Annotated in this window: 27 protein-coding genes; 20 read left to right on the top strand and 7 right to left on the bottom strand. The window is 69.6% G+C overall.

Annotated features, from left to right (window positions below; genetic code table 11):
- Positions 1–22 precede the first annotated feature (22 nt).
- Together IEX69_RS05040 and IEX69_RS05035 are read right to left on the bottom strand one after the other, a co-directional pair.
- On the bottom strand, positions 23–343 hold the full coding sequence (locus IEX69_RS05040) for a hypothetical protein (protein ID WP_157127194.1): 321 nt from the start codon (positions 341–343) through the stop codon (positions 23–25).
- Between the two features lie 207 nt (positions 344–550).
- Entirely contained in the window at positions 551–961 is a 411-nt protein-coding gene (locus tag IEX69_RS05035; protein ID WP_174604461.1) for a transferase, read from the bottom strand.
- A gap of 108 nt (positions 962–1,069) precedes the next feature.
- Between IEX69_RS05035 and cofC the strand changes: the two genes are divergently transcribed.
- Positions 1,070–1,693, top strand: a complete 624-nt coding sequence (gene cofC / locus IEX69_RS05030; RefSeq protein WP_085020000.1) for a 2-phospho-L-lactate guanylyltransferase — start codon at positions 1,070–1,072, stop codon at positions 1,691–1,693.
- A 57-nt stretch (positions 1,694–1,750) separates the two neighbouring features.
- On the opposite strand, the gene IEX69_RS05025 is transcribed toward cofC, so the two are convergent.
- Complete coding sequence (locus tag IEX69_RS05025) at positions 1,751–2,722, bottom strand: sugar-binding transcriptional regulator (RefSeq protein WP_085019999.1); 972 nt, start codon at positions 2,720–2,722, stop codon at positions 1,751–1,753.
- A gap of 177 nt (positions 2,723–2,899) precedes the next feature.
- Here IEX69_RS05025 and IEX69_RS05020 point away from each other — a divergent pair, with 177 nt between their 5' ends.
- From IEX69_RS05020 to glpK, 3 genes are all read left to right on the top strand, one after another.
- Positions 2,900–4,681 carry a glycerol-3-phosphate dehydrogenase/oxidase gene (locus tag IEX69_RS05020; RefSeq protein WP_085019998.1) on the top strand — a complete coding sequence of 594 codons (1,782 nt, stop codon included), beginning with the start codon at positions 2,900–2,902 and terminating at the stop codon, positions 4,679–4,681.
- A 193-nt stretch (positions 4,682–4,874) separates the two neighbouring features.
- Positions 4,875–5,597, top strand: a complete 723-nt coding sequence (locus IEX69_RS05015) for an MIP/aquaporin family protein (protein ID WP_229756405.1) — start codon at positions 4,875–4,877, stop codon at positions 5,595–5,597.
- A gap of 104 nt (positions 5,598–5,701) precedes the next feature.
- Complete coding sequence (gene glpK, locus IEX69_RS05010; protein WP_085019996.1) at positions 5,702–7,219, top strand: glycerol kinase GlpK; 1,518 nt, start codon at positions 5,702–5,704, stop codon at positions 7,217–7,219.
- Between the two features lie 118 nt (positions 7,220–7,337).
- Here glpK and cofD read toward each other — a convergent pair whose 3' ends face one another.
- Positions 7,338–8,339: a 2-phospho-L-lactate transferase gene (cofD, locus tag IEX69_RS05005; protein WP_085019995.1), complete on the bottom strand. Its 1,002-nt coding sequence runs from the start codon at positions 8,337–8,339 to the stop codon at positions 7,338–7,340.
- A gap of 77 nt (positions 8,340–8,416) precedes the next feature.
- Here cofD and IEX69_RS05000 point away from each other — a divergent pair, with 77 nt between their 5' ends.
- Complete coding sequence (locus IEX69_RS05000; RefSeq protein WP_085021488.1) at positions 8,417–9,064, top strand: MOSC domain-containing protein; 648 nt, start codon at positions 8,417–8,419, stop codon at positions 9,062–9,064.
- Positions 9,065–9,178: 114 nt separating this feature from the next.
- Here the strand turns inward: IEX69_RS05000 and IEX69_RS04995 are convergent, their stop codons facing one another.
- Positions 9,179–10,540, bottom strand: coding sequence for an aminotransferase class I/II-fold pyridoxal phosphate-dependent enzyme (locus IEX69_RS04995; protein ID WP_085019994.1), 1,362 nt, complete (start codon positions 10,538–10,540; stop codon positions 9,179–9,181).
- 158 nt (positions 10,541–10,698) lie between these two features.
- Between IEX69_RS04995 and IEX69_RS04990 the strand changes: the two genes are divergently transcribed.
- From IEX69_RS04990 to IEX69_RS04955, 8 genes are all read left to right on the top strand, one after another.
- Positions 10,699–11,547, top strand: a complete 849-nt coding sequence (locus IEX69_RS04990) for a nitrilase-related carbon-nitrogen hydrolase (RefSeq protein ID WP_085019993.1) — start codon at positions 10,699–10,701, stop codon at positions 11,545–11,547.
- 56 nt (positions 11,548–11,603) lie between these two features.
- The gene (hydA, locus tag IEX69_RS04985; protein WP_085019992.1) at positions 11,604–13,040 is read left to right on the top strand and encodes a dihydropyrimidinase; all 1,437 of its coding nucleotides are present in this window, start codon (positions 11,604–11,606) and stop codon (positions 13,038–13,040) included.
- A 45-nt stretch (positions 13,041–13,085) separates the two neighbouring features.
- Positions 13,086–14,102: a TIGR03842 family LLM class F420-dependent oxidoreductase gene (locus IEX69_RS04980; protein ID WP_085019991.1), complete on the top strand. Its 1,017-nt coding sequence runs from the start codon at positions 13,086–13,088 to the stop codon at positions 14,100–14,102.
- A complete protein-coding gene (locus tag IEX69_RS04975) occupies positions 14,099–14,971 on the top strand; it encodes an ABC transporter permease (RefSeq protein ID WP_085019990.1) in 873 nt (290 codons plus the stop codon). The genes IEX69_RS04980 and IEX69_RS04975 overlap by 4 nt, the downstream gene beginning before the upstream one ends.
- The gene (locus IEX69_RS04970) at positions 14,968–15,792 is read left to right on the top strand and encodes an ABC transporter ATP-binding protein (RefSeq protein ID WP_114704485.1); all 825 of its coding nucleotides are present in this window, start codon (positions 14,968–14,970) and stop codon (positions 15,790–15,792) included. The genes IEX69_RS04975 and IEX69_RS04970 overlap by 4 nt, the downstream gene beginning before the upstream one ends.
- Entirely contained in the window at positions 15,789–16,562 is a 774-nt protein-coding gene (locus IEX69_RS04965; RefSeq protein WP_085019989.1) for an ABC transporter permease, read from the top strand. The genes IEX69_RS04970 and IEX69_RS04965 overlap by 4 nt, the downstream gene beginning before the upstream one ends.
- 84 nt (positions 16,563–16,646) lie before the next feature.
- A complete protein-coding gene (locus IEX69_RS04960; protein WP_085019988.1) occupies positions 16,647–17,798 on the top strand; it encodes an ABC transporter substrate-binding protein in 1,152 nt (383 codons plus the stop codon).
- Positions 17,799–17,930: 132 nt separating this feature from the next.
- On the top strand, positions 17,931–19,262 hold the full coding sequence (locus IEX69_RS04955; protein ID WP_085019987.1) for an aspartate aminotransferase family protein: 1,332 nt from the start codon (positions 17,931–17,933) through the stop codon (positions 19,260–19,262).
- A gap of 85 nt (positions 19,263–19,347) precedes the next feature.
- Here the strand turns inward: IEX69_RS04955 and IEX69_RS21060 are convergent, their stop codons facing one another.
- Positions 19,348–19,473 (bottom strand): hypothetical protein, encoded by a 126-nt coding sequence (locus IEX69_RS21060; protein ID WP_259421087.1) that lies wholly within the window; start codon positions 19,471–19,473, stop codon positions 19,348–19,350.
- Positions 19,474–19,587: 114 nt separating this feature from the next.
- Between IEX69_RS21060 and IEX69_RS04950 the strand changes: the two genes are divergently transcribed.
- From IEX69_RS04950 to IEX69_RS04920, 7 genes are all read left to right on the top strand, one after another.
- Positions 19,588–20,526 carry a LysR family transcriptional regulator gene (locus tag IEX69_RS04950; RefSeq protein ID WP_085019986.1) on the top strand — a complete coding sequence of 313 codons (939 nt, stop codon included), beginning with the start codon at positions 19,588–19,590 and terminating at the stop codon, positions 20,524–20,526.
- 36 nt (positions 20,527–20,562) lie between these two features.
- On the top strand, positions 20,563–21,078 hold the full coding sequence (locus IEX69_RS04945) for a YceD family protein (protein WP_085021486.1): 516 nt from the start codon (positions 20,563–20,565) through the stop codon (positions 21,076–21,078).
- Positions 21,079–21,151: 73 nt separating this feature from the next.
- Positions 21,152–21,355 carry a 50S ribosomal protein L32 gene (rpmF, locus tag IEX69_RS04940; protein WP_085019985.1) on the top strand — a complete coding sequence of 68 codons (204 nt, stop codon included), beginning with the start codon at positions 21,152–21,154 and terminating at the stop codon, positions 21,353–21,355.
- Between the two features lie 46 nt (positions 21,356–21,401).
- Entirely contained in the window at positions 21,402–22,136 is a 735-nt protein-coding gene (gene rnc, locus IEX69_RS04935; RefSeq protein WP_085019984.1) for a ribonuclease III, read from the top strand.
- A 1-nt stretch (position 22,137) separates the two neighbouring features.
- On the top strand, positions 22,138–23,151 hold the full coding sequence (locus tag IEX69_RS04930; RefSeq protein WP_085019983.1) for an Fpg/Nei family DNA glycosylase: 1,014 nt from the start codon (positions 22,138–22,140) through the stop codon (positions 23,149–23,151).
- A 120-nt stretch (positions 23,152–23,271) separates the two neighbouring features.
- Positions 23,272–23,649: a type II toxin-antitoxin system RelE/ParE family toxin gene (locus tag IEX69_RS04925; RefSeq protein ID WP_085019982.1), complete on the top strand. Its 378-nt coding sequence runs from the start codon at positions 23,272–23,274 to the stop codon at positions 23,647–23,649.
- A 5-nt stretch (positions 23,650–23,654) separates the two neighbouring features.
- Positions 23,655–23,960 (top strand): helix-turn-helix domain-containing protein, encoded by a 306-nt coding sequence (locus tag IEX69_RS04920; protein ID WP_085021485.1) that lies wholly within the window; start codon positions 23,655–23,657, stop codon positions 23,958–23,960.
- 219 nt (positions 23,961–24,179) lie between these two features.
- On the opposite strand, the gene IEX69_RS04915 is transcribed toward IEX69_RS04920, so the two are convergent.
- Positions 24,180–24,914 carry a YoaK family protein gene (locus IEX69_RS04915; protein ID WP_085019981.1) on the bottom strand — a complete coding sequence of 245 codons (735 nt, stop codon included), beginning with the start codon at positions 24,912–24,914 and terminating at the stop codon, positions 24,180–24,182.
- Positions 24,915–24,966 lie beyond the last annotated feature (52 nt).

The following is a 24,966-nucleotide window of genomic DNA, read 5'->3' as shown; positions in this document are numbered from 1 at the left end:
CCGCAGGGGCGGAGGAAGGGGATCAGGCCGTCGCCGGAGAGACGCCCGCCGGGGCTCGAGGAGACGGAAGGACGTGCGGACGCGAGGCACCCGCGGAGACGCGCGGCTCGACCGGAGCGCAACGGGCGACGGCGCCCGGCGCGGTCATCGGACGGTCGCCGGACCGCGCCACCACGCGCACGGCGACGAGGAGAGCCGCGCCGGCGAGGACGGCGGCCGCGGCCAGGGCGAGAGCGGGGGCGGAGCCCACGGACACAGCGAGCTCGCCGATCGACACGCCCGCCACGGCGTACCCCGAGGCGACGACGAGCGTCACCACCAGGGAACGCAGCGCCATCCGCATGCCCCCAGTGTGCCGCATCCCCGTGCGGGCTGCATCAGTCCCGGTCGTGGGAGGCGAGTGCCGCGGAGAATGCAGGGGATGAGGCGGGTCGTCCCTCATCGCGGGACATCGAGCCTGAGCCCCTGCGTCTTCTGCGGCCCCGGGTGGAAAAGCCGATCGCCCCGCGCTCCGGGGAGGAGGGCGGGGCGATCGGGACGAGGAGGCGGCTCAGGCCGCGCGGGCGTATCCTCGCGATCCGTCGGTGCGCACCAGGGTTCCGGAGGCGAGCGTCGAGTCGTTCTCGACGTGGGCGTGGTCGGCGATCGTCGACCCGGCCCCGATCCTGCTGTGGCTGCCCACCTTCGCACCGAGGCCGATGCGCGAGTCCTCGCCGACGTGCACGTGGGCGCCGATCACGGTGCCGGCCCCGACGAGGGCGCCCCGCTCGATCCAGCTGCCCTGGCCGATCCACACGTTCTGAGCGACCCTCGCACCCGTCTCGACGTACGAGGTCGGGTGGACGTAGGCGCTCGGATCGACCTCGGCGCCGACGGCGACGAGTCCCTTGCCATTGACGTGCTTGCGGTACCGAGACACCTGGCCCCGGTCTCCTTCGATCTCCACAAACGTTCTGCTCACGATGTATACAACCCTCGATGTGTCTGCATCATTCCCCGGATCGGCGAATACATTGTGGGTTCGGCACAGCGGTCGGAACGGTTGGGTCGCGGCGCGATACTGGAGGGGATGACCCTGCACTGGAGCGTCGTCGTCCCCGTCAAGGGGACGGCCGACTCGAAGTCCCGACTGGCCCCCGACCGCACCCTCTCCGAGCGGGCGGCGCTCGCGGCGGCCTTCGCCACGGATGCGGTGAGCGCGCTCCTCGAGACGCCCGACGTCGCCGAGGTGATCGTCGTGGCGCCGCGGGGGAGTCTCGCCGCCGACCTGGAGCGGCGAGGCGCGCGCTTGGTCGCCGATCCGGGGGAGGGACTCAACGCGGCCGTCCGCGCCGGGCTCACCGCCCTCCGCCCGCACGGCCTCGCTCGAGCGGCCATGCTCGGCGACCTCCCCGCCCTGCGCGCGGACGCCGTGGCGACGGCCCTGTCGGCGGCCTCCGCGCATCCGCTCGCCTACGTCGCGGACGCCGACGGCACCGGGACGACGCTGATCACCGCGACCGGCGCCCATCCGCTGGTGCCGCGCTTCGGCGCCGGCTCCGCCCTGCGGCACGCAGCGGCCGGGCACCGCGAGCTCGGCGACGCGGCCGGCGCCGTCCTCCGCCGCGACGTCGACACCGAGGCGGACCTCGACGCGGCCCTCGCCCTCGGCGTCGGCCCCGCCACCACCGCCGCCCTCGCCCTCCACCCCTGAGCCCAGCCCGGCCCGCCACGCCGTGCCCGGCCCGGCCCGCGGTCGAACAGCTGCGGGTCAGGGCTCCAGGAGGGAGTGGGCGGTGGCCTCGTCGACGATGAGGTCCGTGATGACGCCGGCCGCGAGGGCGCCGCGGAGCGCGGGGAGCTTCGACCGCCCCGACACCACGCACACCCGTCGCGACACGCGCCGCATCAGCTCGAGCGACGGCCCCGACGACCGGGCGTTCAGCGGGATGTCGTCGCTGGATCCGTCCGCGCGGTAGAACACGGTCGCGACGTCGCCGACCACGCCCCACTGCGTCAGCGAGGCCAGGTCGTCCTCGTCGAGGTATCCGGAGGAGTACACGTGAGAGGGGACGTCGGCGAGCAGCGAGCCGAGTCCGAACAGCGCGACGTCCATGTGCTTCTGGATCTCCAGGACGCGCCGGATGCTGCGCTCACGCCAGAGCACCTCCTTCGTGCGCGGGTCGTCGAAGAACGCCGGGACGGCGAACTGCTGCACGTACGCGCCGAAGGCACGCCCGAAGCGCCCCATGATCTCGCTCGCGTACCCGATGCCGGTGGTGCGCGTGTTCGCGGCTCCGTTGAGCTGCACGATCTGCGAGTTGTGCGTCACCTTCTCCTGCAGATGCCGCGAGACGGCGGACAGCGTGGACCCCCAGGCGATGCCCATCGTCATGTTCGAGTCGAAGAACGGGCCGAGAATCCGTGCAGCGCTCAGCGCCACGCGCTCGAGCCGATCGACCTCGTTGATCGAGTCCGGGACCGGCACGACGTGAGCTGTGACGTTGAACTGCGTCCGGATGCGCTCCTGGACCGTCGAGAGGCGGTCGACCGGCGACTTCACCTGGATCTCGACCAGGCCGATCTCCCGCGCGAAGCTGAGCAGTCGGGACACGGAGGACCGGGACGTCCGCAGCTCCGAGGCGATCGCCTCCATCGTCAGATCCTGCATGTAGTACAGGTGTGCGGCGCGCAGCGCGTCGCGGATCTTCTCGGTCGTCGCTGCGCTCTCGCCCATCGCCATCGTCGGGGTCCCTTTCCTTCCGAGACTGCGGATCCATCGTCCGTTGCACATATGTGCACTGAGCTTGATCATATGTGACGAAGCTCGTACAACTGGATGTCGTCGTATGGAACGCGCCCTCACAGAGTCCGTGACAGCAGCCTCGATGCGACGCTCAATGACGAAGGCGAGTGCACAGTGAGTACCGAGAACACGCCCGTCGACGCGCAGACGCGTGCCGACGTGCAGTCCATCCTCGACCGCCCCTCCGCTCAGGTGCTGATCATCGGCGCCGGCATCAACGGGATCGGGACCTTCCGCGACCTGGCGCTGCAGGGCGTCGACGTCGTGCTCGTCGAGCGCGGCGACTACGCCTCGGGCGCGTCGAGCGCCTCGAGCCACATGATCCACGGCGGCGTCCGCTACCTCGAGAACGGCGAGTTCCGGCTCGTCAAGGAGAGCGTGCAGGAGCGCAACCGGCTGATGAAGCTGGCTCCCCACTACGTGAAGCCGCTGCCGACCACCATCCCGATCTTCTCCACCTTCTCGGGCATCGTGTCGGCCCCGCTCCGCTTCCTCACCCACAAGCAGGGCAAGCCGAAGGAGCGCGGTGCCGCTCTGATCAAGCTCGGCCTCACCGGATACGACTCGTTCTCGCGCGACGGCGGCACCGTGCCCCGTCACCGCTTCGTCGGTCACAAGAAGACGATGCAGAAGTTCCCGAAGCTGCGCCCGGACGTGAAGTACACGGCGACGTACTACGACGCGGCCGTCGAGAACCCCGAGCGCCTCGCGCTCGACCTGGTCCAGGACGCCCTCGCCACGGGGTCGCACGCCCGCACGGCGAACTACGTCGAGGCGATCGGCGCGGACGGCGACGGCGTGCTGCTGCGCGACACGCTCACCGGCCGGACGTTCACCGTCACCGCCGACGTCGTCGTCAACACCACCGGCCCCTGGACCGACGAGACCAACAGGGCTCTCGGCGAGGCCACCCAGTGGATGGGCGGCACCAAGGGCTCGCACATCGTGCTCGACAACCAGGAGCTGTTCGACGCCTGCGCCGGCGGAGAGGTGTTCTTCGAGAACAACGACGGCCGCATCGTGCTGATCTACCCGCTCAACGGTCGCGTCCTCGTCGGCACCACCGACCTCGAGGCCGACGTGAACGAGCCGAGCGTCTGCACCGAGGAGGAGGTCGACTACTTCTTCGCCCTCGTGAAGCACGTCTTCCCGACCATCCACGTCGGCCGCGAGCAGATCGTGTACCGCTACGCCGGCATCCGCCCGCTGCCCGGTCACGGCGACACCGCTCCCGGGTTCGTCTCCCGCGACTACCGGATCGAGCAGACCCCGTTCGCGAAGTCGACCAAGACCAAGCAGCTCAGCCTGGTCGGCGGCAAGTGGACGACGTTCCGTGCGCTCTCCGAGCACCTCGCGAACGACACCCTGGCGCTGCTCGGCAAGACCCGTACCGTGCAGACCACCGAGCTCCAGATCGGCGGCGGCAAGGGCTACCCGACCACCGCGTCCGGCCAGAGCCAGTGGGTGAAGCGGCACGCGGATGCGCTGGGCGAGGCGCGGATGCGCGACCTGTTCCAGCGCTACGGCACCAAGGCGGCGGAGGTCGCCGAGTTCCTCGCCTCCTCCGAGGGCGACGCCCCGCTCGCGTCGCTGCCGCACTACTCGACCGGCGAGATCGCCTACATGGCGACCCGCGAGCACACGGTGCACCTGGCCGACATGGTGCTGCGCCGCACGATCGTGGCCTTCGTGGGCGGCCTGACGCAGCCCGTGTTCGACGAGCTGGCCTCGGTCACCGCGTCGGCGCTCGGCTGGTCGGATGCGCGTCTCGCCGACGAGCGTGCGCTCGCCGTGGAGACGCTCCGCTTCCTGCACGGGATCGAGCTCGAGGCGGCCGCCCCGGCGACCGCTCCGGCCCGGAACGCGGAGAAGGCGACGGCGGCCTCGGCCGCCTGACACGTCGCCGTCGTCCTGGCGGGAGCCGACCCGAGCTCCGCCCGCCAGGACGACGGCGGACACCTCCTCCCTGTCGGGAGGAGGACAACCGCGGCGCTGACGCCGCACTAGGGGGTGGGCGAGTGCCCGCCGAAGAAAGGTCAACGTGGACAATCTCGGAATCGACTTCTTGTCGGAGCTGGTGGGCACGGCGATGCTCGTGCTCCTCGGCTGCGGCGTCGTCGCGAACGTCGCTCTCATCCGCACCAAGGGCTTCAACGGCGGAACCCTGATGGTGAACGTCGCCTGGGGTCTCGCCGTCTTCGCCGGTGTCATCGTCTCCTACGCGTCGGGTGCTCACCTCAACCCGGCCGTCACCCTCGGTCTCGTGGCCAACGGCGCCAAGACGTTCGGGTCCGCCGCGACGCCGGTCGACGTGAACTTCGTGTCGGTCATCGCCTACATCGGGGCGCAGATGATCGGTGCGATCATCGGCGCCGTGCTGGTGTGGCTGGCCTACAAGCAGCACTTCGACGAGGAGCCGGAGGCCGCGAACAAGCTCGGCGTGTTCTCGACCGGTCCGGCGATCCGCTCGTACGGCTGGAACCTGGTGACCGAGATCATCGGCACCTTCGTGCTGGTGTTCGTGGTCATCGGCTTCGGCGGCGGACGTCAGGGTGAGGGCGGCCTCGCCGCGCTCGGTGCCCTTCCCGTGGCGCTGCTCGTGATCGGGATCGGCGCGTCGCTCGGTGGTCCCACCGGCTACGCGATCAACCCGGCCCGTGACCTCGGCCCCCGCATCGTGCACGCCATCCTCCCGATCAAGGGCAAGGGCTCGTCCGACTGGTCCTATTCCTGGGTGCCGGTCGTCGGCCCCATCATCGGCGGTGTGCTGGCGGGTCTCGCCGCCATCCCCCTCCTCCCTCTCCTGGGCTGACGGTGAACGGATGCGCGCACTCCGCGCATCCGTTCACCCGAAAGCACTAGACAGATCCGCACAGACTCAGACAATCGAAGTAGCACGAGACAAAGGAGTAATCCGTGGCTGAACAGAAGTACGTCCTCGCCATCGATCAGGGCACCACGAGCACCAGGGCGATCATCTTCGATCACTCGGGTTCCATCGTGTCGGTGGGCCAGAAGGAGCACGAGCAGATCTTCCCGCGTGCGGGCTGGGTCGAGCACGACCCGAAGGAGATCTGGGACAACACCCGCGAGGTCATCGGCCAGGCGCTGTCGAAGGCCGACCTGACCCGTCACGACATCGCCGCGGTCGGCATCACCAACCAGCGCGAGACCGCGGTGGTGTGGGACAAGAACACCGGCGAGCCGGTGTACAACGCCATCGTCTGGCAGGACACGCGCACGCAGCCGATCGTCGACCGTCTCGCCGACGGCGACCCCGAGCGCTTCAAGCAGATCGTGGGCCTGCCGCTCGCGACCTACTTCTCGGGCACGAAGATCGTCTGGATCCTCGAGAACGTCGAGGGCGCGCGCGAGAAGGCCGAGGCCGGCGACCTGCTGTTCGGCACCACCGACACCTGGGTGCTGTGGAACCTCACCGGCGGCACCGACGGCGGCGTGCACGCCACCGACGTCACGAACGCCTCGCGCACCCTGTTCATGGACCTCGAGACGCTGCAGTGGCGCGACGACATCCTCGAGGCGTTCGGCGTCCCGAAGTCGATGCTGCCCGAGATCAAGTCCTCCTCCGAGGTCTACGGCCAGGTCGAGTCGTCGAACCTCCTGCGCGAGGTCCCCGTCGCCGGCATCCTGGGCGACCAGCAGGCCGCGACGTTCGGTCAGGCGGCGTTCGACGCCGGTGAGTCGAAGAACACCTACGGCACGGGCAACTTCCTGATCTTTAACACCGACACGGAGATCGTCCACTCGAAGAACGGCCTGCTCACCACCCTGGGCTACAAGCTGGGCGACCAGCCGGCGCACTACGCGCTCGAGGGTTCGATCGCAGTGACCGGGTCGCTGATCCAGTGGCTGCGCGACAACCTCGGTCTCATCGGCTCGGCTCCCGAGGTCGAGGAGCTGGCGAAGACGGTCGAGGACAACGGTGGCGCGTACTTCGTGCCGGCGTTCTCCGGACTGTTCGCGCCGTACTGGCGTCCGGATGCGCGTGGCGCGCTGGTGGGCCTGACCCGCTACGTGAACAAGGGCCACATCGCCCGCGCCGCGCTCGAGGCGACCGCGTTCCAGACCCGCGAGGTCCTCGACGCCGTCAACGCCGACTCCGGCGTCGAGCTGCAGGAGCTCAAGGTCGACGGCGGCATGATCGCCAACAACCTGCTCATGCAGTTCCAGGCCGACATCCTCGGCGTGCCCGTGGTGCGTCCGGTCGTCGCCGAGACGACCGCGCTCGGCGCCGCGTACGCGGCCGGTCTCGCGGTGGGCTTCTGGGCCAACCTCGACGAGCTGCGCGCGAACTGGCAGGAGGACTCCCGCTGGGAGCCCCAGATGGACGCCGAGGAGCGCGAGCGTCAGCTGCGCCTGTGGAAGAAGGCCGTCACGAAGACCCTCGACTGGGTCGACGAGGACGTCCAGTAGTCCCCACCTCTCGGGCTTTGTCCGCCTTTCCGTCCTGATCTCGCCGATCGGGGACGGAAAGGCGGACAAAGCCGCTTAAGGGGGCTCGCGGACGCGGCGCAGCGAGAGTGTGCGCGGTCTAGCGCCGGGGGACGGCGAAGGCGGCGTCGAGGGCGTCGGAGGCGAGCTGAGCGCTCGTCGTCGCATCCGTCATCCACAGCGGCACGACCGAGGTGCGGATGCCCGCGGCCTCGATCACGCGCGCCGACGGCTCGTCGATGCCGTCGATCAGCCACGCGTCGAGCACGCCGCCGCGCCCGCGCGCGCCGTAGTGCTTCGCGACCGCGGCCGCCGTGGTCTCGACGCCGATCGCCGTGAGGCACTGGTCGGCCATGCCGCGCACCGCGGAGCCGCCGATGATGGGGGAGACGCCGGCGATCGGCGCGCCGGCGCGGTCGAGCGCCTGCCTCATGCCGCGCAGCTCCAGGATGGTGCCGATCGACACCACGGGGTTCGAGGGGGCGAACAGGATGACGTCAGCGCGCTCGAGGGAGCGCACGGCGAGCGGGTTCGCCACCGCCTTGTCGAGGCCGACCTGGATGAAGCGCTGCGCGGGGACGGTGGCGCGGTACTTCACCCACCACTCCTCGAAGTGCACGATGCGGCGTTTGCCGTCGACGGTGATCTCGACGTGCGTCTCGACCGGCTGGTCGCTCATCGGCAGCAGGCGCACGCCGAGGTTCCAGCGCTCGGCCAGGCGGGCGGTCACCTCGGTCAGCGTGAGGCCGTCGCGCAGGAGGCTGGAGCGCGCGATGTGGGTGGCCAGGTCGAGGTCGCCGAGGGTGAACCACGGCCATCCGATGCCGTAGGCGGTGAGCTCGGCGCTGACCCGCTCGGTCTCGTCGGCGCGGCCCCAGCCGCGCTCGGTGTCGTTGGCGCCGCCGAGGGCGTACATGATCGAGTCGAGGTCGGGGCAGACCTTGAGGCCGGCGAGCCACATGTCGTCGCCGGTGTTGACGACCACGTCGACCTCCGCGGTGGTGCCCCCGTCGCCGTCGGGCCAGCGCTCCGCGAGATGATCGCGAAGCCCCAGGAGGAACTTCGCACCGCCGACGCCGCCCGCAAGCACTGTGATCCGCACGGGTCCATTCTGCCGGGTCGGGAGGGGCACATCCGCGCGACTCACGTCGGCGGGGCGAGCTCGCGTACTCTGTGTCGATGGGTCTCGTGTCCGCCGTCTGCGTCGTCCACCAGCTGCTGCCCGATGCCGGGACCGACGGCGTCACGGCCATCGACAAGCGTCCGACCGACGAGCCGGTCCGCGTGGGGCCGTACGGTCTCCGCGGCGACGTGCAGGTGAGCCGCAAGCACCACGGCGGCCGCACGAAGGCCGTCTACGCGTACTCGGAGGACGACGCCGCCTACTGGGCGGGGGAGCTCGGTCGCGAGATCCCGCCGGGACTGTTCGGTGAGAACCTGCGGGTCGACGGCGTCGAGGCATCGGGCGCGGTCATCGGCGAGCGCTGGCGGGTGGGCGACACCCTCGTGCTCGAGGTCGCCTCACCCCGCACCCCCTGCGCGACCTTCGCCCGGCGGATGCGCGAGCCGCGCTGGGTGCGCCGGTTCGACGAGGCGGGGCGCCCGGGCGCCTACCTGCGGGTCGTGAAGAGCGGCGACGTGAGGACGGGTGACCCGATCGAGGTCATCTCGCGTCCGGAGCACGGGGTCACGGTGGCCGGCTGGTTCGCCGCGGGAGACGCCGACCAGGCCCGCGCCCTGCTCGAGGCCGACGCCGCGGGCGAGGTCGACCTCGTCCCCGAGCTGCGGGCCGCCGTCGAGAAGGTCCTCCTCCGCGCCGCCGTCTGACGCGCACCGCGGGTTGCGCCCGCCTGAGGCGGCGTCGCTCGCGCGGGGGCGGCGACGCGGCGCCCAGCGGGCGGAACCCGCCCGCCACCCCCGCTCGCGAGGACCGATCGCGAGCTACGCCCAGCTGCCCGAGCGGGCGGTGGCGGCCGACGCGATGAGCGCGGCGACCTGGGCGAAGTCCTCCCGGATCCGGCCCGCGGTGACGCGGATGTGCGCGGGCGCGCCGGTGATCGGCGGCGCGGCGAGGAACGACGAACCACCGGCGACGCGGATGCCCGACGCCGCCAACGCCACCATCGCGGCGCGCTCGTCGGCGACGGGGATCCACGCGTTGATCCCGTCGGCCGGCTCGTGGGCGACCCCGAGCCGGGTCAGCTCCTCGGCGAGGCTGCGCTGGCGGGCGTGGTAGACGCGGCGGGCCTCGTGCACGGCCGAGGCCGACGTGCTCGCGGTGAGCAGCTCGTAGAGGATGGTCTGCAGCATCCGCGAGGTCCAGCCGGGCCCCAGCAGTCGCCGTGCGACGATCCGGTCGACGAGGGGAGCCGGCCCGCCGAGGGCGGCGATGCGGAGGTCGGGCCCGTGCGACTTCGCGAAGCTCCGCACGTGCAGCGTGCGAGCGGGCAGCCACGCCCCCATGCTGTGCGGGGCGGCGGTGCTGATCTCGCCGGAGTGGTCGTCCTCGATGATCACCGGATCGCCGAGGTGCTCGTGGCTGCGCAGCACCCGCGCGAGCTCCTTCGCGCGGGACGCGCTGAGTGACGCCCCGGTCGGGTTGTGCGCGCGGGGCTGCATGATGATCGCCACGGGACCCAGGGCGAGCGCCTTGGCGAGCGCATCCGGCCGCATGCCCTCCGAGTCCACCTCGACCGGCACGCGCTCGCAGCCCAGCGTCTCGAGCAGGTCGAAGAACGGCGGGAAGCAGGGATCCTCGACGACGACGCGGTCGCCGAACCGGACGATCGCGTCGAGCGCACGCGAGATGGCGTCGAGGGCGCCGTCGACGATCGTCAGCGACGCCACGGGCGCCGGCCACGAGGCGCGCAGGGTGCGCTCGAGCTCGGGGAGCACGGGGGAGTTGAGGTAGCTGGCGGTGTCGGCCCGCGTGGGCACCTTCGTCAGGGCCGGGCCGAGGTCGGGCAGCAGCTCCGGATCGGGGGTGCCCGAGGACAGGTCGAGGCGCGCCTCGACGTGGTCTCCCGCCAGGCCGCCGAAGTGCCTCGGCATCCAGGCGGTGCTGGCCTCGAGCACGAAGCTGCCGGCCCGTCCCCGCGAGGTGATGAGCCCGACGGCCGACAGCGCCTGCCAGGCGCTGCTCACCGTCGCGGGGCTGACGCCGAGCGCCGCGGCGACGGTGCGGACGGTGGGCAGCCGCGCTCCCGGCCCGAGCTCCCCGGCTCTGATCAGCCGGGAGATCGCCGCGGCGATGCCCTCCGGCGTCCGGCTCTCCACCGAGTCCGTGATGACCTCGAGGTCCATGCGTCGACCTGCCTGCCTCTATCGCGACGCGAGGGGATTCGTTACGCTCGCGTCACATCCTGAAACACAAGGGAAATGTTCAGGCTCAATAATAACAAAACGATCGGATTCGCAAAGAGGCGATCCGGACGATTGGGCCAGAAGAGGGAGGAACCACCTTGACGGTTGTGCGGGCAGCGCTCACTCAGACGACGTGGACGGGCGACAAGGACTCGATGCTCGACAAGCACGAGCAGTTCGCGAGGGACGCGAAGGAGCAGGGGGCGCAGGTCATCTGCTTCCAGGAGCTGTTCTATGGTCCGTACTTCGGCATCACGCAGGACAAGAAGTACTACCGGTACGCCGAGGCGGCCGACGGCCCCATCGTGCAGCGCTTCGCCGCCCTGGCCAAGGAGCTCGAGATGGTCATGGTCCTCCCGATCTACGAGGAGGCCGAGATCGGGGTGTACTACAACACCACCGTCGTCGTGGATGCGGACGGCACGATCCTCGGCAAGTACCGCAAGCACCACATCCCTCACGTCGACCGCTTCTGGGAGAAGTTCTACTTCCGTCCGGGCAACCTCGGGTACCCGGTGTTCGACACGGCCGTCGGCCGCATCGGCACCTACATCTGCTACGACCGGCACTTCCCGGAGGGATGGCGGGAGCTCGGCCTGAACGGCGCCCACATCGTCTTCAACCCGAACGCCACCAAGCCCGGCCTGTCGAACCGGCTGTGGGAGGTCGAGGGGCCGGCCGCGGCCGTCGCCAACGGCTACTTCGTGGTGCAGCCCAACCGCGTCGGTCGCGAGGACAACGAGTACGGCGACCTCGCGGTCGACTTCTACGGCACCAGCCAGGTGATCGACCCGCGCGGGAACTTCGTGGGGGAGCGCGGCTCGGGCACCGAGGAGGAGCTGCTCATCCGCGACCTCGAGATGGACATGGTCCAGGAGATGCGCGACGACTGGCAGTTCTACCGCGACCGCCGTCCCGACTCGTACACCGCCATCCCGCAGCCGTAGCCGACCCGACCTCGCAGCGAAGCGACGAAGAGGACGAAGAGAAGGAGCCCGAACCCATGGCCACCACCCTCATCACCGGCGGTACCGTCGTCAGCGCCACGGGGCGCGGACAGGCCGATGTGCTGGTCGACGGCGAGACCATCGCCGCCGTGCTCGAGCCCGGCAGCGTGCTGCTCGGGACCGACCTGAAGTCGACCGTCGACACCGTGATCGACGCGACGGGCAAGTACGTGATCCCGGGCGGGATCGACGCGCACACCCACATGGAGATGCCGTTCGGCGGCACCTTCGCGTCGGACACCTTCGAGACCGGCACCCGCGCCGCGGCGTGGGGCGGGACCACCTCCATCGTCGACTTCGTGGTGCAGTACCCGGATCAGAACATCCTCGACCAGTACCACGCCTGGCACGAGAAGGCGGCGGGCAACTGCGCGATCGACTACGGCTTCCACCAGATCCTGTCGGATGTGCAGGACTCGTCGCTCACCGCCATGGACGAGCTCATCGAGGAGGGCGTGACGAGCTTCAAGCTCTTCATGGCCTACAAGGGCGTGTTCCTCTCCGACGACGGCCAGATCCTGCGGGCGTTCCAGAAGGGCGCCTCCAACGGCGCGATGATGATGATGCACGCCGAGAACGGCGCGATCATCGACGTGCTCGTGAAGCAGGCGCTCGAGGCGGGGAACACCACCCCCTACTTCCACGGCACCACCCGCCCGTGGCAGGCCGAGGAGGAGGCCACCCACCGCGCGATCATGCTCGCCGACCTCACCGGAGCGCCGCTGTACGTGGTGCACGTGAGCGCGAAGCAGGCGGTCGAGCAGATCGCCGGGGCCCGCGACCGCGGACTCAACGTCTTCGGCGAGACCTGCCCGCAGTACCTCTACCTCTCCCTCGAGGACCAGCTCGGCGCGACCAGCGAGGAGTGGGGCGACTTCGAGGGCGCCAAGTGGGTGTGCTCGACGCCGCTGCGCTCGAAGCACGAGGGGCACCAGCACCACATGTGGCAGTCGCTGCGCACCAACGACATCCAGATGGTCTCCACCGACCACTGCCCGTTCTGCATGAAGGGGCAGAAGGACATGGGAATCGGCGACTTCTCCAAGATCCCGAACGGGATCGGCTCGGTCGAGAACCGGATGGACCTCATGTACCAGGGCGTCGTGACCGGTCAGATCACCCTCGAGCGCTGGGTCGAGATCACCTCCACGACCCCCGCGCGCATGTTCGGCATGTACGGCAAGAAGGGCGTCATCCAGCCCGGAGCGGACGCCGACATCGTGGTCTACGACCCGAACGGCCACACCTCGATCGGCCTGGGCAAGGCGCACCACATGAACATGGACTACTCCGCCTGGGAGGGCTACGAGATCGACGGCCACGTCGACACCGTGCTCTCGCGCGGCAAGGTCATCGTCGACGACGACCAGTACATCGGCGCGAAGGGCGACGGCAAGTACTTCAAGCGCGGTCTGAGCCAGTACCTGGTCTGAGCGGCCCACCCCCATCCACCCACCGGATCCGAGGAGACACACAGCATGGAATTCGGCGCGGTCGTCCAGACCAACCCACCCGCGGCCCGCACGGTCGGGCTCGCGAAGCTCAGCGAGCAGTACGGCTTCGACTACTTCTGGACCTTCGACTCGCACCTGCTCTGGCAGGAGCCGTACGTGATCTACAGCCAGATCCTCGCGGAGACGCACAAGATCAAGGTCGGCCCGATGGTGACGAACCCCGCCACCCGCGACTGGACCGTCACGGCCTCGCACTACGCGACCCTCAACGAGATGTACGGAAACCGCACGATCTGCGGCATCGGCCGCGGTGACTCCGCGGTGCGCGTCACCAACGGCGCGCCGACGACGCTGAAGACGCTGCGCGAGTCGATCCACGTCATCCGCGAGCTCGCGAACTCGCGCGCGGTCGAGTACAACGGTGCGACGCTCCAGTTCCCGTGGAGCCACGGCTCCGAGCTCGACGTGTGGGTGGCCGCCTACGGCCCCCTCGCCCTGAAGCTCACCGGAGAGGTCGGCGACGGGTTCATCCTGCAGTGCGGCGACATCGACATCGCCAAGTGGATGATCGACCACGTGCGGGCCGCGGCCGAGAACGTCGGGCGCGATCCCGACGAGATCGCCTTCTGCGTCGCCGCTCCGTTCTACATCGGCGACGACTGGGAGCACATGCGCGACCAGTGCCGCTGGTTCGGCGGGATGGTCGGCAACCATGTCGCGGACATCGTCTCGAAGTACGGATCCGACGGCGCGGTGCCGCAGGCGCTCACCGACTACATCAAGGGCCGAGAGGGCTACGACTACAACGAGCACGGCCGTGCGGGCAACTCGCACACCACGTTCGTGCCGGACGAGATCGTCGACCGGTTCTGCGTCCTGGGCACGGCCGAGCAGCACATCGAGAAGCTGAAGCAGTACGCGGAGATCGGGGTCACCCAGTTCGCCGGCTACCTGCAGCACGACAACAAGGAGGAGACCCTCCGCGTCTACGGCGAGACCGTCATGCCCGCCCTGCGCGACCACATCACGGCCAAGTCATGAGCAGGACGGCCCTTCGCGGGGTGCTGCTGGGGGCGGCCGGCGTGGTGCTGCTGGTCGTCCTCTGGGAGCTCTACAAGGCGGTCGGACCGTCCGGCGGAGTGGTCGTGGGGGGGCTGACCGTCCTCCCGCGCACCACCGACATCGCGATGCCGCACGTCTGGGACATGGTGGCCAGCTTCGGTCAGGCCGTCCAGGGCAACAAGGGCAAGACCGTGTTCGGCGCCGTGCTGGAGGCCTCGGCCTTCTCGCTCGGCATCGCCGCGGTGGGCTGGGTCGTGGGCGTCGTCGTCGGGATGCTGCTCGCGATCCTCATGCAGCGCTTCCGGACCGCCGAGTCAGCGGTCCTGCCGTGGATCATCCTCAGCCAGACCGTGCCCCTCATCGCCATCGCCCCGCTCGTGAAGCGCTGGGGGTCGCAGATCGAGATCGGCTCGTTCAGCTGGGCCGACTGGATGTCGGTGGCCGTGATCGCCTCCTACCTCGCGTTCTTCCCGGTGTCGGTCGGAGCGCTCCGCGGACTGAACTCGCCCGATCGCATCCACGTCGAGCTCTTCCGCACCTACTCCGTGGGCTGGTGGCGCACGCTGTTCCGGCTCCGCCTCCCGGCGAGCGTGCCCTACCTGCTCCCGGCGCTCCGCCTCGCCGCCGCCAACGCCGTCATCGGCACGGTCGTCGCCGAGGTCTCCATCGGGCTGCGCGGCGGGATCGGCCGCATGATCATCGAGTTCGCCCAGCAGGCGTCGGGGGATCCCGCACGCACCTGGGCTCCAATCTTCGGAGCCATCGTCGTCGGCCTCATCGCCGCCGGCTTCATCGGCCTCATCGGCCTGGTGCTCCGCCGATTCCGCAGAGGGGAGGTGCCCGCGTGACCGACGCGAGCACGACAGAGGCCGCCGTCCAGGTGACGGGGGTCGACAAGATCTTCACCACGAAGAAGAAGGCGACCGTGACGGCGCTGGAGAAGATCGACCTCACCGTCGCGCCGGGCGAGTTCGTCTCGCTCATCGGGCCGTCCGGATGCGGCAAGTCGACTCTCCTCCGGCTCATCGCCGACCTCGAGACCCCGTCCACCGGCACGCTGACGGTCTTCGGCAAGACGGCCCGTCAGGCCCGGATCGACCAGGAGTACGGCATCGCCTTCCAGCAGGCGGGACTCCTGCCCTGGCGCACCGTGCGCGGCAACATCGAGCTCCCGCTCGAGCTGCACAAGGTGTCGCCGCAGGCCCGCCGCGCCCGGTCGGACGAGCTGCTCGGCATGGTGGGCCTCGGCGACTTCGCCGACAACTACCCCGACCAGCTCTCCGGAGGCATGCAGCAGCGCGTCGCGATCGCCCGGGCGCTCGCCGAGAGCCCGAAGCTGCTGCTCATGGACGAGCCGTTCGGCGCGCTCGACGAGATGACGCGCGAGCGGATGCAGACCGAGCTCCTGCGCATCTGCGGCGAGACCGGAGCGGCCGTGGTGTTCGTGACCCACTCCATCCCGGAGGCGGTGTACCTCTCCGACCGCGTGGTCGTGATGTCGCCGCGACCGGGCCGCATCCGCGACATCCTCCCCGTGAAGCTCGGCTCGGCCGAGGAGCGCGGCGAGGGCCTGCGCGAGGAGGCCGGCTTCTTCGACGCCGTGAGCAAGGTGCGCGAGCTCCTCCACGGCGAGGCGCCGGTGGGCGTCAAGGGAGTGGAGAACCGATGAGGGACTCGTCGAGCCTCGCGCGCACCATCGTGGCGCCGGTGGTGCTCGGCATCGTCGCGCTCGCGCTGTGGCAGCTCGTCGTGGTGCTGCTCGACGTGAAGCCGTTCGTCGTGCCGTCCCCGGCGGCGATCGGGCAGTCGTTCGGCGCCAACCTCCCGACCGTGGTCCAGGGGGCGCTGGTGACCGGCGGCAACGCCCTGGTCGGACTCGTCCTCGGGGCGGTCGTGGGCATCGTGTTCGCCATCGTCGCGGCCCTGGTGAAGGTCATCGACGAGCTGAGCGCGGCCGTCATCGCCGCCATCGCGGTGGTGCCGATCGTGGCGCTCGCGCCGGTGCTGTACTCGATGTTCGGCGCCAACGTCGAGACCGGGCGTCAGCTGGTCGCGGCCATCGCGGTCTTCATCCCGATGTACCTCAACACGCTGCGCGGCCTCCGTCAGGTCCGTCCGGTCCACCGGGACCTCATGACCGCTTACGCGGCGTCGCCGTGGCAGACCACCCGGTACGTCACGCTCCCCGGAGCGCTGCCGTTCCTCTTCACAGGCCTGCGCATCGCGTCGAGCCTCGCCGTCATCTCCGCCCTCATCGCGGAGTACTTCGGCGGACCCGTGGGCGGGCTCGGCAAGTCGATCACCACCGCGGCGTCGAGCAGCAACTACAGCCTCGCCTGGGCGTACGTCCTCGGCGCCATCCTCGTCGGACTCGTCTTCTACTGCGCCACGCTGGCGCTGGAGCGGCTCGTCACCCGACGCCATCGTCCCGCGACCTGATCCGGGAGACCCGGCCGAGACGCACCGATCGGCCGGAGGCAGCACCGCACCACATCCGAAGCACCAGCATCAAGGAGGAAAGCAGTGAAACGCAGCACACGACTCATCACCGGCGCCAGCGCGCTCGCCATCACGGCGCTCGCGCTCGCCGGCTGTTCGACCGGCGGCTCCGACGACACGTCGTCGACCGATTCGGCGTCGGGCGACCTGACCCCCGTCAAGCTGCAGCTGCAGTGGTACTCGCAGGCGCAGTTCGCCGGCTACTACGCCGCGCTGTCGCAGGGGTACTACAAGGACGAGGGCCTCGACGTCCAGATCCTCGAGGGCGCGGCCGACATCGTCCCGATCGACGTCCTCACCTCGGGCGACGCCGACTTCGCGATCTCCTGGGTGCCCAAGGTGCTCGGCTCGATCGAGCAGGGCGCCGCGGTCACCGACATCGCGCAGATCTTCGAGCGGTCGGGCACCACGCAGATCTCGTTCAAGGACAAGAACATCACCGATGCCGCCGCGCTCAAGGGCCACACCGTGGGCAGCTGGGGCTACGGCAACGAGTGGGAGCTCTTCGCCGGCATGAACAAGGCCGGAGTCGCGCTGCCCGACATCTCGCTCGTGCAGCAGGCGTTCGACATGAACGGATTCCTGGCCGGTGACATCGATGCCGCGCAGGCGATGACGTACAACGAGTACGCCCAGGTGCTCGAGACGGTGAACCCCGCCACGGGCAAGCTGTACCAGCCGAGCGACCTCAACGTCATCAACTGGAACGACGAGGGCACGGCGATGCTCCAGGATGCGATCTGGGCCGACTCCGACCGGCTCTCGAGCGACTCCGACTACGCCGACACCGCGGTGAAGTTCATCAAGGCGTCGATCAAGGGCTGGGCGTACGCGCGCGACAACCCGCAGGAGGCGGCGACCATCGTCACCGACTCCGGCTCCCAGCTCGGGGCGAGCCACCAGCTCTGGATGACCAACGAGGTCAACAAGCTGATCTGGCCCAGCGAGAACGGCGTCGGCATGATCAACCAGGACGAGTGGGACCAGACGGTCTCGATCGCGAAGGGCACGCCGAACGAGACCGGCTCCACCATCATCACCTCCGACCCGCCGGAGTCGGCCTACTCGAACGAGTACGTCGAGAAGGCGCTCCAGGAGCTGAAGGACGAGGGGGTCGACGTCAACGGCGCCGACTTCGCGCCCATCACCGTCGAGCTGAAGGAGGGCGGCAACTAGCCGTCCTCCCCACCCCTGATCCGTCACTTTCGGCTAGTCGCGGGCCTCCGCACCAGCCGAAAGTGACGGATCGGGGATCGCACGACCCGCACCACCACCGCACCACCCGCACCACACCACGAAGGACACACCGTGACTCTCGACCCCGCCGACCAGCAGCTCGCCCTCGAGCTCGATCGCGCCCACGTCTTCCACTCCTGGTCGGCCCAGGGGTCGCTCAAGCCCATGGTCATCGCCGGGGGAGCCGGCTCGACGGTCTGGGACTTCGAGGGGCATGAGTACCTCGACTTCTCGAGCATGCTCGTCAACACCAACATCGGGCACCAACATCCCGCCGTGGTCGCCGCCATCAAGGAGCAGGCCGACGTGCTCGCGACCGTCGGGCCCGCGTTCGCGAACCTGACCCGGGGCCAGGCGGCCGAGCGCATCCTCGCCCGGGCCGGCGACGGCTTCACGAAGGTGTTCTTCACCAACGGCGGGGCGGATGCGAACGAGAACGCCATCCGCATGGCCCGCCTCTACACGGGGCGCGACAAGGTGCTCTCGATGTACCGCTCGTACCACGGCAACACAGGCGCCGCGATCGTCGCGACCGGAGACTGGCGGCGCATCCCCAACGAGTACTCGCGCGGCCACGCGCACTTCTTCGGCCCGTTCGCGTACCGCTCGGAGTTCTGGTCGGCCAGCGTGGAGGAGGAGGGCGAGCGCGCTCTGCACCACCTCCGCCGGGTCATCCAGGCCGAGGGTCCCGCGTCGATCGCCGCCATCCTGATCGAGACCGTGCCCGGCACCGCCGGCGTGCTGGTCCCACCGCCCGGCTATCTGGCGGGGGTGCGGGCCCTGGCCGACGAGTACGGCATCGTCCTCATCTTCGACGAGGTGATGGCCGGGTTCGGCCGCACGGGCGGCTGGTTCGCGTTCCAGTCCCTCGCCGAGGACGGCGAGGTCGTCGCCCCCGACCTCATCACCTTCGCCAAAGGCGTCAACTCCGGATACGTGCCCGCGGGCGGCGTCATCATCTCGCCCGCGATCGCGGAGCAGTTCGACGATGCGGTCTACCCCGGAGGTCTCACCTACTCCGGTCACCCCCTGGCCATGGCGGCCATCGTCGGCACCCTCGACGCGATGGAGTCCGAGGGCATCGTGGCGCACGCCGCCCACGTCGGCGCCGACCTGCTCGCGCCGGGCCTGGCGGAGCTGGCGGAGAAGCACAGGACCATCGGCGACGTGCGGGGCCTCGGCGTCTTCTGGGCGCTCGACCTCGTCGCCGACCGCGACAGCCGTGAGCCGCTGTCGGCATCCGGAGTCGGGGCGCTCAAGAGCGACCTGCTCGCGCGGGGCCTGCTCCCGTTCACGGCCGACAACCGCATCCACGTCGTGCCGCCGTGCGTCGTCACCGACGACGAGGTGGCGCGGGCGCTGGCGATCTACGACGAGGCCTTCACCGCCTTCGAGAACGCCTGACACGAAGAACGCAGGGGCTCCGGCGTCACATCGATCTCTCGTCGACGTGAGGCCGGGGCCCCTGCGTTCTTCGGTACGGCGGCGCTCAGGCCCGGGCGACCTGGTTCGTCCGGATGGCGGGGGTGCCGTACCCGTCGAGGATCGTCTCGACGACGGAGCCCGCGATGGCGATGACGGCCAGGGCGGCGAGGATGAGGAGGAAGACGAGCATGGCGGGACCTTTCTGTGCGAGACGGACGGGATTCGTTGCGTCTGCAACCATTCTCGGACGGTCCTCCCTTTAGCACAATCGCATAGTTCTGAAGTGCTCGTGTAGTATCCCTTCATGGACGTACGGAGACTCGAACTCCTCCGCGAGCTGGCCGAGCGCGGCAGCATCACCGAGGTCGCCCGGGCCACCCACCGCACCCCGAGCGCGGTGTCGCAGCAGCTGCGCGTGCTCGAGCGCGAGGCGGGGCTGCCCCTGACGGAGAAGTCCGGGCGCGGCATCGTCCTGACCGACGCGGGCCGTGCCCTCGCGCGCAGCGCCGCCGACATCGCCGTCGCGATCGAGCGAGCCGAGGCGCTGTGGGACGAGTTCCGCAACGACCCCACGGGCGAGGTCTCGCTGTCGACCTTCCCGACCGGAGGTCAGATGCTGCTCCCGGGGCTCGTGAAGCGCCTCGACTCCCTGGGCGGCCTGGTGCTCACCTGCGCCGACCGCGACGTGGACTCCGCGGAGTTCCCCCTCCTCACGGCCGACTTCGACATCGTGCTCGCCCACTCGCCGACCGATCCGCCGCAGAACTGGAACTCGACCGAGGTCACCGCGGTCAAGCTCATGACCGAGCCGCTCGACATCGCCCTCCCGCCCGGTCATCCCCTGGCGCAGAAGGAGGTGCTCGACCCGGAGGACCTCGTCGGCGAGCAGTGGATCGGGGTGCCCTGGGGGTACCCCTTCGAGCGCACGATCCACGACATCTCGGCCGCCGCCGGGTCGCCGATGGACGTGGTGCAGCGCTTCGGTGACACCCGCGTCACCGAGGCGTTCGTCGCCGCCGGGCTCGGCGTGGCGGTCCTGCCCTGCTACACCGCGGGCGGGGCGTACCGCGACCAGATCGTGCTGCGGAACCTCCGCGGCGTCGTCGCCGAACGGCACATCTACGCGCTCATGCGACCCGACCGCGCCGAGCGTCTCGCGGTGCGCACGGTCATCGATGCGCTCAGAGCGGAAGCGGCCGAGGTCATCGATGCGAACCGCCACCGCAACCCGCCGACCGAGTAAAATGCTTCGGTGAGTACGTTCAAGAAGACGCCGTTCATGCTGAACGTCCGCGACCTCGAGGGCCGTCCTGGCGAGATGCGGGAGAAGGATCTCGACATCACGCTCAGCGAGCGGATGGGGGAGGGCCTCCTCGCCGTGCAGCAGGGATCGACACTCCATGTCGACGCCCGACTCGAGTCGGTGCACGAGGGGATCCTCGTCACCGCCGAGGTGACCGCCGTCGCCGACGGGGAGTGCGGCCGCTGCCTCCGCGAGATCAGCCAGCCTGTCGAAGTCGAATTCCAGGAGCTTTTCGCGTATCCTTCTGAGGAAGCTTTTGACTCTGTGGTCGAGGCCGACCATGTCGACCTCGAACCGCTGGTCAGGGATGCGGTGGTGCTGTCACTGCCGTTCCAGCCGGTGTGCAGCCCGGATTGTCCCGGCCTCGACCCCGCCACGGGGGAGCGGCTGCAGGAGAATGCAGTGGGTGCGGCACCTTCCGACGTAGACCCCCGGTGGGCGGCGTTGGCCGGCCTGGCGGCTTCCGCAGACCCGGACGACGAGAAGCACTGACTCGGGTCACCAGAGCCCGGCGCGGTGAGATGCGCCTGGCACGACCCCGACGACAAGAAGAGAGACGATACCCATGGCTGTTCCCAAGCGGAAGAAGTCGCGTTCGAACACCCACGCCCGACGCTCGCAGTGGAAGGCCGAGGTCCCCACCCTGGTCAAGACCGTCGAGAACGGCAAGACCACCTACAGCCTCCCGCACCGCGCGAAGGTCGTCGAAGACAGCGCCGGTACGCCGCTGTTCCTCGAGTACAAGGGCCGCAAGGTCGCCGACGTTTGATCCGAGGCGGTCGATGCCTGGCATCGACGCATCGGAGGAAGGCGCGATGCGCGTGACCTCCCCTCAGCAGCGAGCTGGAGGAGACCACGGCGCCTCGCGCCTTCTGTCGACCCTGCAGATCGATCTCGATCGGGATCTCCTCGATCTCGCCCTGACGCACCGCTCGTACTCCTACGAGCACGGCGGCATCCCCACGAACGAGCGCCTCGAGTTCCTCGGCGACTCCATCCTGGGCCAGGCCGTCACAGTCATGCTCTACACGTCCTACCCCGACCTCGACGAGGGCGAGCTCGCGAAGCGGCGGGCGAGCCTGGTGTCGACGGTGGCGCTGGCCGACATCGGCCGGACCATCGGCCTCGGTGAGCACATCAAGCTCGGCAAGGGCGAGGAGCTGACGGGCGGACGCGACAAGTCCTCCATCCTGGCCGATGCGATGGAGGCGCTCATCGGCGCCACCTACCTCGATCTCGGGCCCGACGCCGCGACCGCGCTGGTGCTGCGCCTCGTCGATCCCCTGGTGAGGGATCCGCGCCGCTTCGGCATCTCGATGGATCCGAAGACCGCACTCCAGGAGGCCGCGGCCGAGCGCGGCTACGGCGCACCCGTCTACGACATCGAGTCGACCGGGCCCGACCATCAGAAGACCTTCATCGCCACGGTCACCCTGTCGCCCACGGCCGGCTCCGCCGAGCCGGTCGCCGAGACGGGCGAGGGCAGCAGCAAGAAGCAGGCCGAGATGAACGCGGCGGCTGCGGCGTTCACGACGCTCACCGAGGGCTGACGTGCCGGAGCTGCCCGAGGTCGAGGTGGTGCGGGCCGGGCTCGAGCCCGCGGTCAGCGGTGCGGTGATCCTCGGCGTCGAGGTGTTCGAGCCACGGTCGCTGAAGCGTCACGATCAGCTCCTCGGAGCCTTCGACGCGCTGCTCACGGGTCGGCGGATGCTCGGAGCCGGCCGCCGGGGGAAGTTCCTGTGGCTCCCGCTCTCGGCGATCCAGGGCGACGAGTCGCCGCTCGCGCTCGTCGCGCATCTGGGCATGAGCGGCCAGGTGCTGCTCCGGGAGCCGGGGTACGAGGAGTCGGGACTCCTGCGCATCCGACTGCACGTGGAGCACCCGGAGCACGGTGAGCTGTGGGTGAACTTCGTCGACCAGCGCATCTTCGGCTCGATGGCCGTCGATCGTCTCGTCCCCGCGGACGACGGCCGGGAGGCCGGGTGGTTCGGTCCGGGCCTCGCCCACGACGTGGGCGACGTCGAGGCCGCTGTCGACGACGCGCTCGCCCCGCTGACGCCCGCGCTCCTCGCCGAGTGGCGGAGCGGCGTCCCCTCGCAGGTCGCCCACATCGCGCGCGATCCGCTCGACCCGGCCTTCGACGACGACGCGTTCCTCGCTGCGCTGTCGAAGCGCCGCACCGGGATCAAACGCGCCCTCCTCGATCAGACGCTCGTGTCGGGCATCGGGAACATCTACGCCGACGAGTCGCTCTGGGCGGCGCGGGTGCACTACGAGCATCCGACCGATCGGCTGCCCCGCGCCCGCGCCCGCGTGCTGCTCGCCGAGGTGCGTCTCGTGCTGGAGAAGGCATTGGCCGAGGGCGGCACCAGCTTCGATGCCCAGTACGTCAACGTCAACGGCGCCTCGGGCTACTTCTCCCACAGCCTCAACGCCTACGGCCAGCAGGGGAAGCCGTGTCCCCGCTGCGGCACGCCGATCGTGCGGGAGCAGTTCATGAACCGCGGCTCCCACCTCTGCCCGCGCTGCCAGCGTCGCCCCCGGGCGCCACGCACGGCGGCCTAGTGTCACCAATGGTGATGTCTTCCTGTTCTGCAGGAGAACGGTCGTCTGCGATCCGACGGCTTGGATAGACGCGGCTGGATGGTCCTTGCGACTAGACCCTGCAAGGTCTAAACTTCGGGTATGTGGACCGTCGACCTCGGGTTGATCGAGGATTGGCTGATGGACCTGGATGACGACACATATGACCAGGTCATCGCTGCCATCGAACTCCTCCAGGAACACGGCCCACAGCTGGGACGTCCCCTCGTGGACACGGTGAAGGGATCCTCGTACAAGAACATGAAGGAGCTTCGACCCGGCTCATCCGGTAAGTCGGAGCTGAGGGTGCTGTTCGCCTTCGATCCCCAGCGACAAGCGATCGTGCTGGTCGCCGGCGACAAGGCCGGTAACTGGAAGACGTGGTACCGGGAGAACATCCCGATCGCAGACGCTCGTTTCACAGAGCATCTGGCCCAGATGAAGAAGCAGACCGAGAAGAACAAGACGAAGAGGAAGTGATCACGATGGCTCTTACTCCGGAGCAGCTGCTTGAGAAGCGTCCCGCGAACCGTGCACGTGTCGACGCGCAGAAGGAGCGGATGCTGGGCGAGGTGCGGGCGTACCGGCTGCGCGAACTCCGTGAGCAACTCGGACTCAGCCAAGCTCAGCTCGCCGAGCGCATCGGTGTCGGTCAGCGCCAGGTCTCGAAGATCGAGAACGGCGATCTCGACAGCGCCCGCGTCGGCACGATTCGGAAGTACATCGAAGCTGTCGGCGGCGACCTCGTCGTCGAGTACGTCGCCGGTGATAGCCGACTGCAGGTCGCCTGATCGGGCCCAGCATCTTCGTCGACCGCAGGGTTCTCCTGAGCGCTGATCCTCTCCTGTGTCCTCGACGTCCGACTTCAGCGTGAACGTCCTCGCAGCATCGACGCCTACGGGGCCAGCGGCGTGAGCCCTGCCCACCCCGGCCCGTGCCGAATCCCGGGACCTCCCTGTGGAGCCGTCCTCGAGGCGGCGAAGGCGGGCCGGTCTGACTCCGGCACCGCCTCAGGCGCTGGTGCCGGCGGCCGTCGGCGCGTCGGCGGGGGCGGGCTTGTAGCGGTCGTGGGCGATCAGGTGGCCGACGAGGGCGGCGACGACGGTGACGCCGCCGGCGGCGAGGAGGCCGGCGCCGATGTGGAGCTGGAGGAGGAGCGCCCCCACGCCCGCGCCCGCCGCGATGAGCACGATGGCGGCTCCGCGCCGGAACCACGGTTGGCCCTTGCCGCCGGCGAGGCGGGAGTCGGCGGCGAATCCGGTGATGGTCGAGGTCACGACCACGGTCGTGACGTCCTTGACGGCGATGTGGCGGGCCGTCGCGGCCTGGAGGCCCATCGATCCGGCGAGGAGCACGGTGATCACGTACTCCCACGGGTCCGGCGGCGCCCCGTGGGTGAGGAAGAGGGCGATGCCGAGACCGAGGATGACCACGCCGACGGCGAAGAACGTCCACGTCGAGCGGTTCGACCACCCGCTCTTCACCGGCCGGAGGATGCGCCCGCCGATGACCGCGCCGAGCATGAACGCGAAGAGCGCGAGCAGCGGTCCGAACCAGGGCAGGTCGTCCGCTCCGGCGACCGCCATGCCCAGGATCACCACGTTGCCGGTCATGTTGCCGGCGAACACCTTGTCGAGGCCCAGGTAGCCGATCGCGTCGACGATGCCGGTCGAGAACGTCAGGGCCAGCATGAGCGCGATGTGGACGTTGTCGCGCGAGCTGCGGAGGCGGGTGAGCATGGGCATGACCGTATCCGCCGTAACAGAGCCGAAGCAAACGGACGCTAGCCTCGGACCC

This window comes from Cnuibacter physcomitrellae (genome assembly GCF_014640535.1).
Classification (GTDB): domain Bacteria; phylum Actinomycetota; class Actinomycetes; order Actinomycetales; family Microbacteriaceae; genus Cnuibacter; species Cnuibacter physcomitrellae.
Note: the sequence above shows the minus strand (reverse complement) of the source record. Positions and strands in the feature narration are given on the sequence as shown.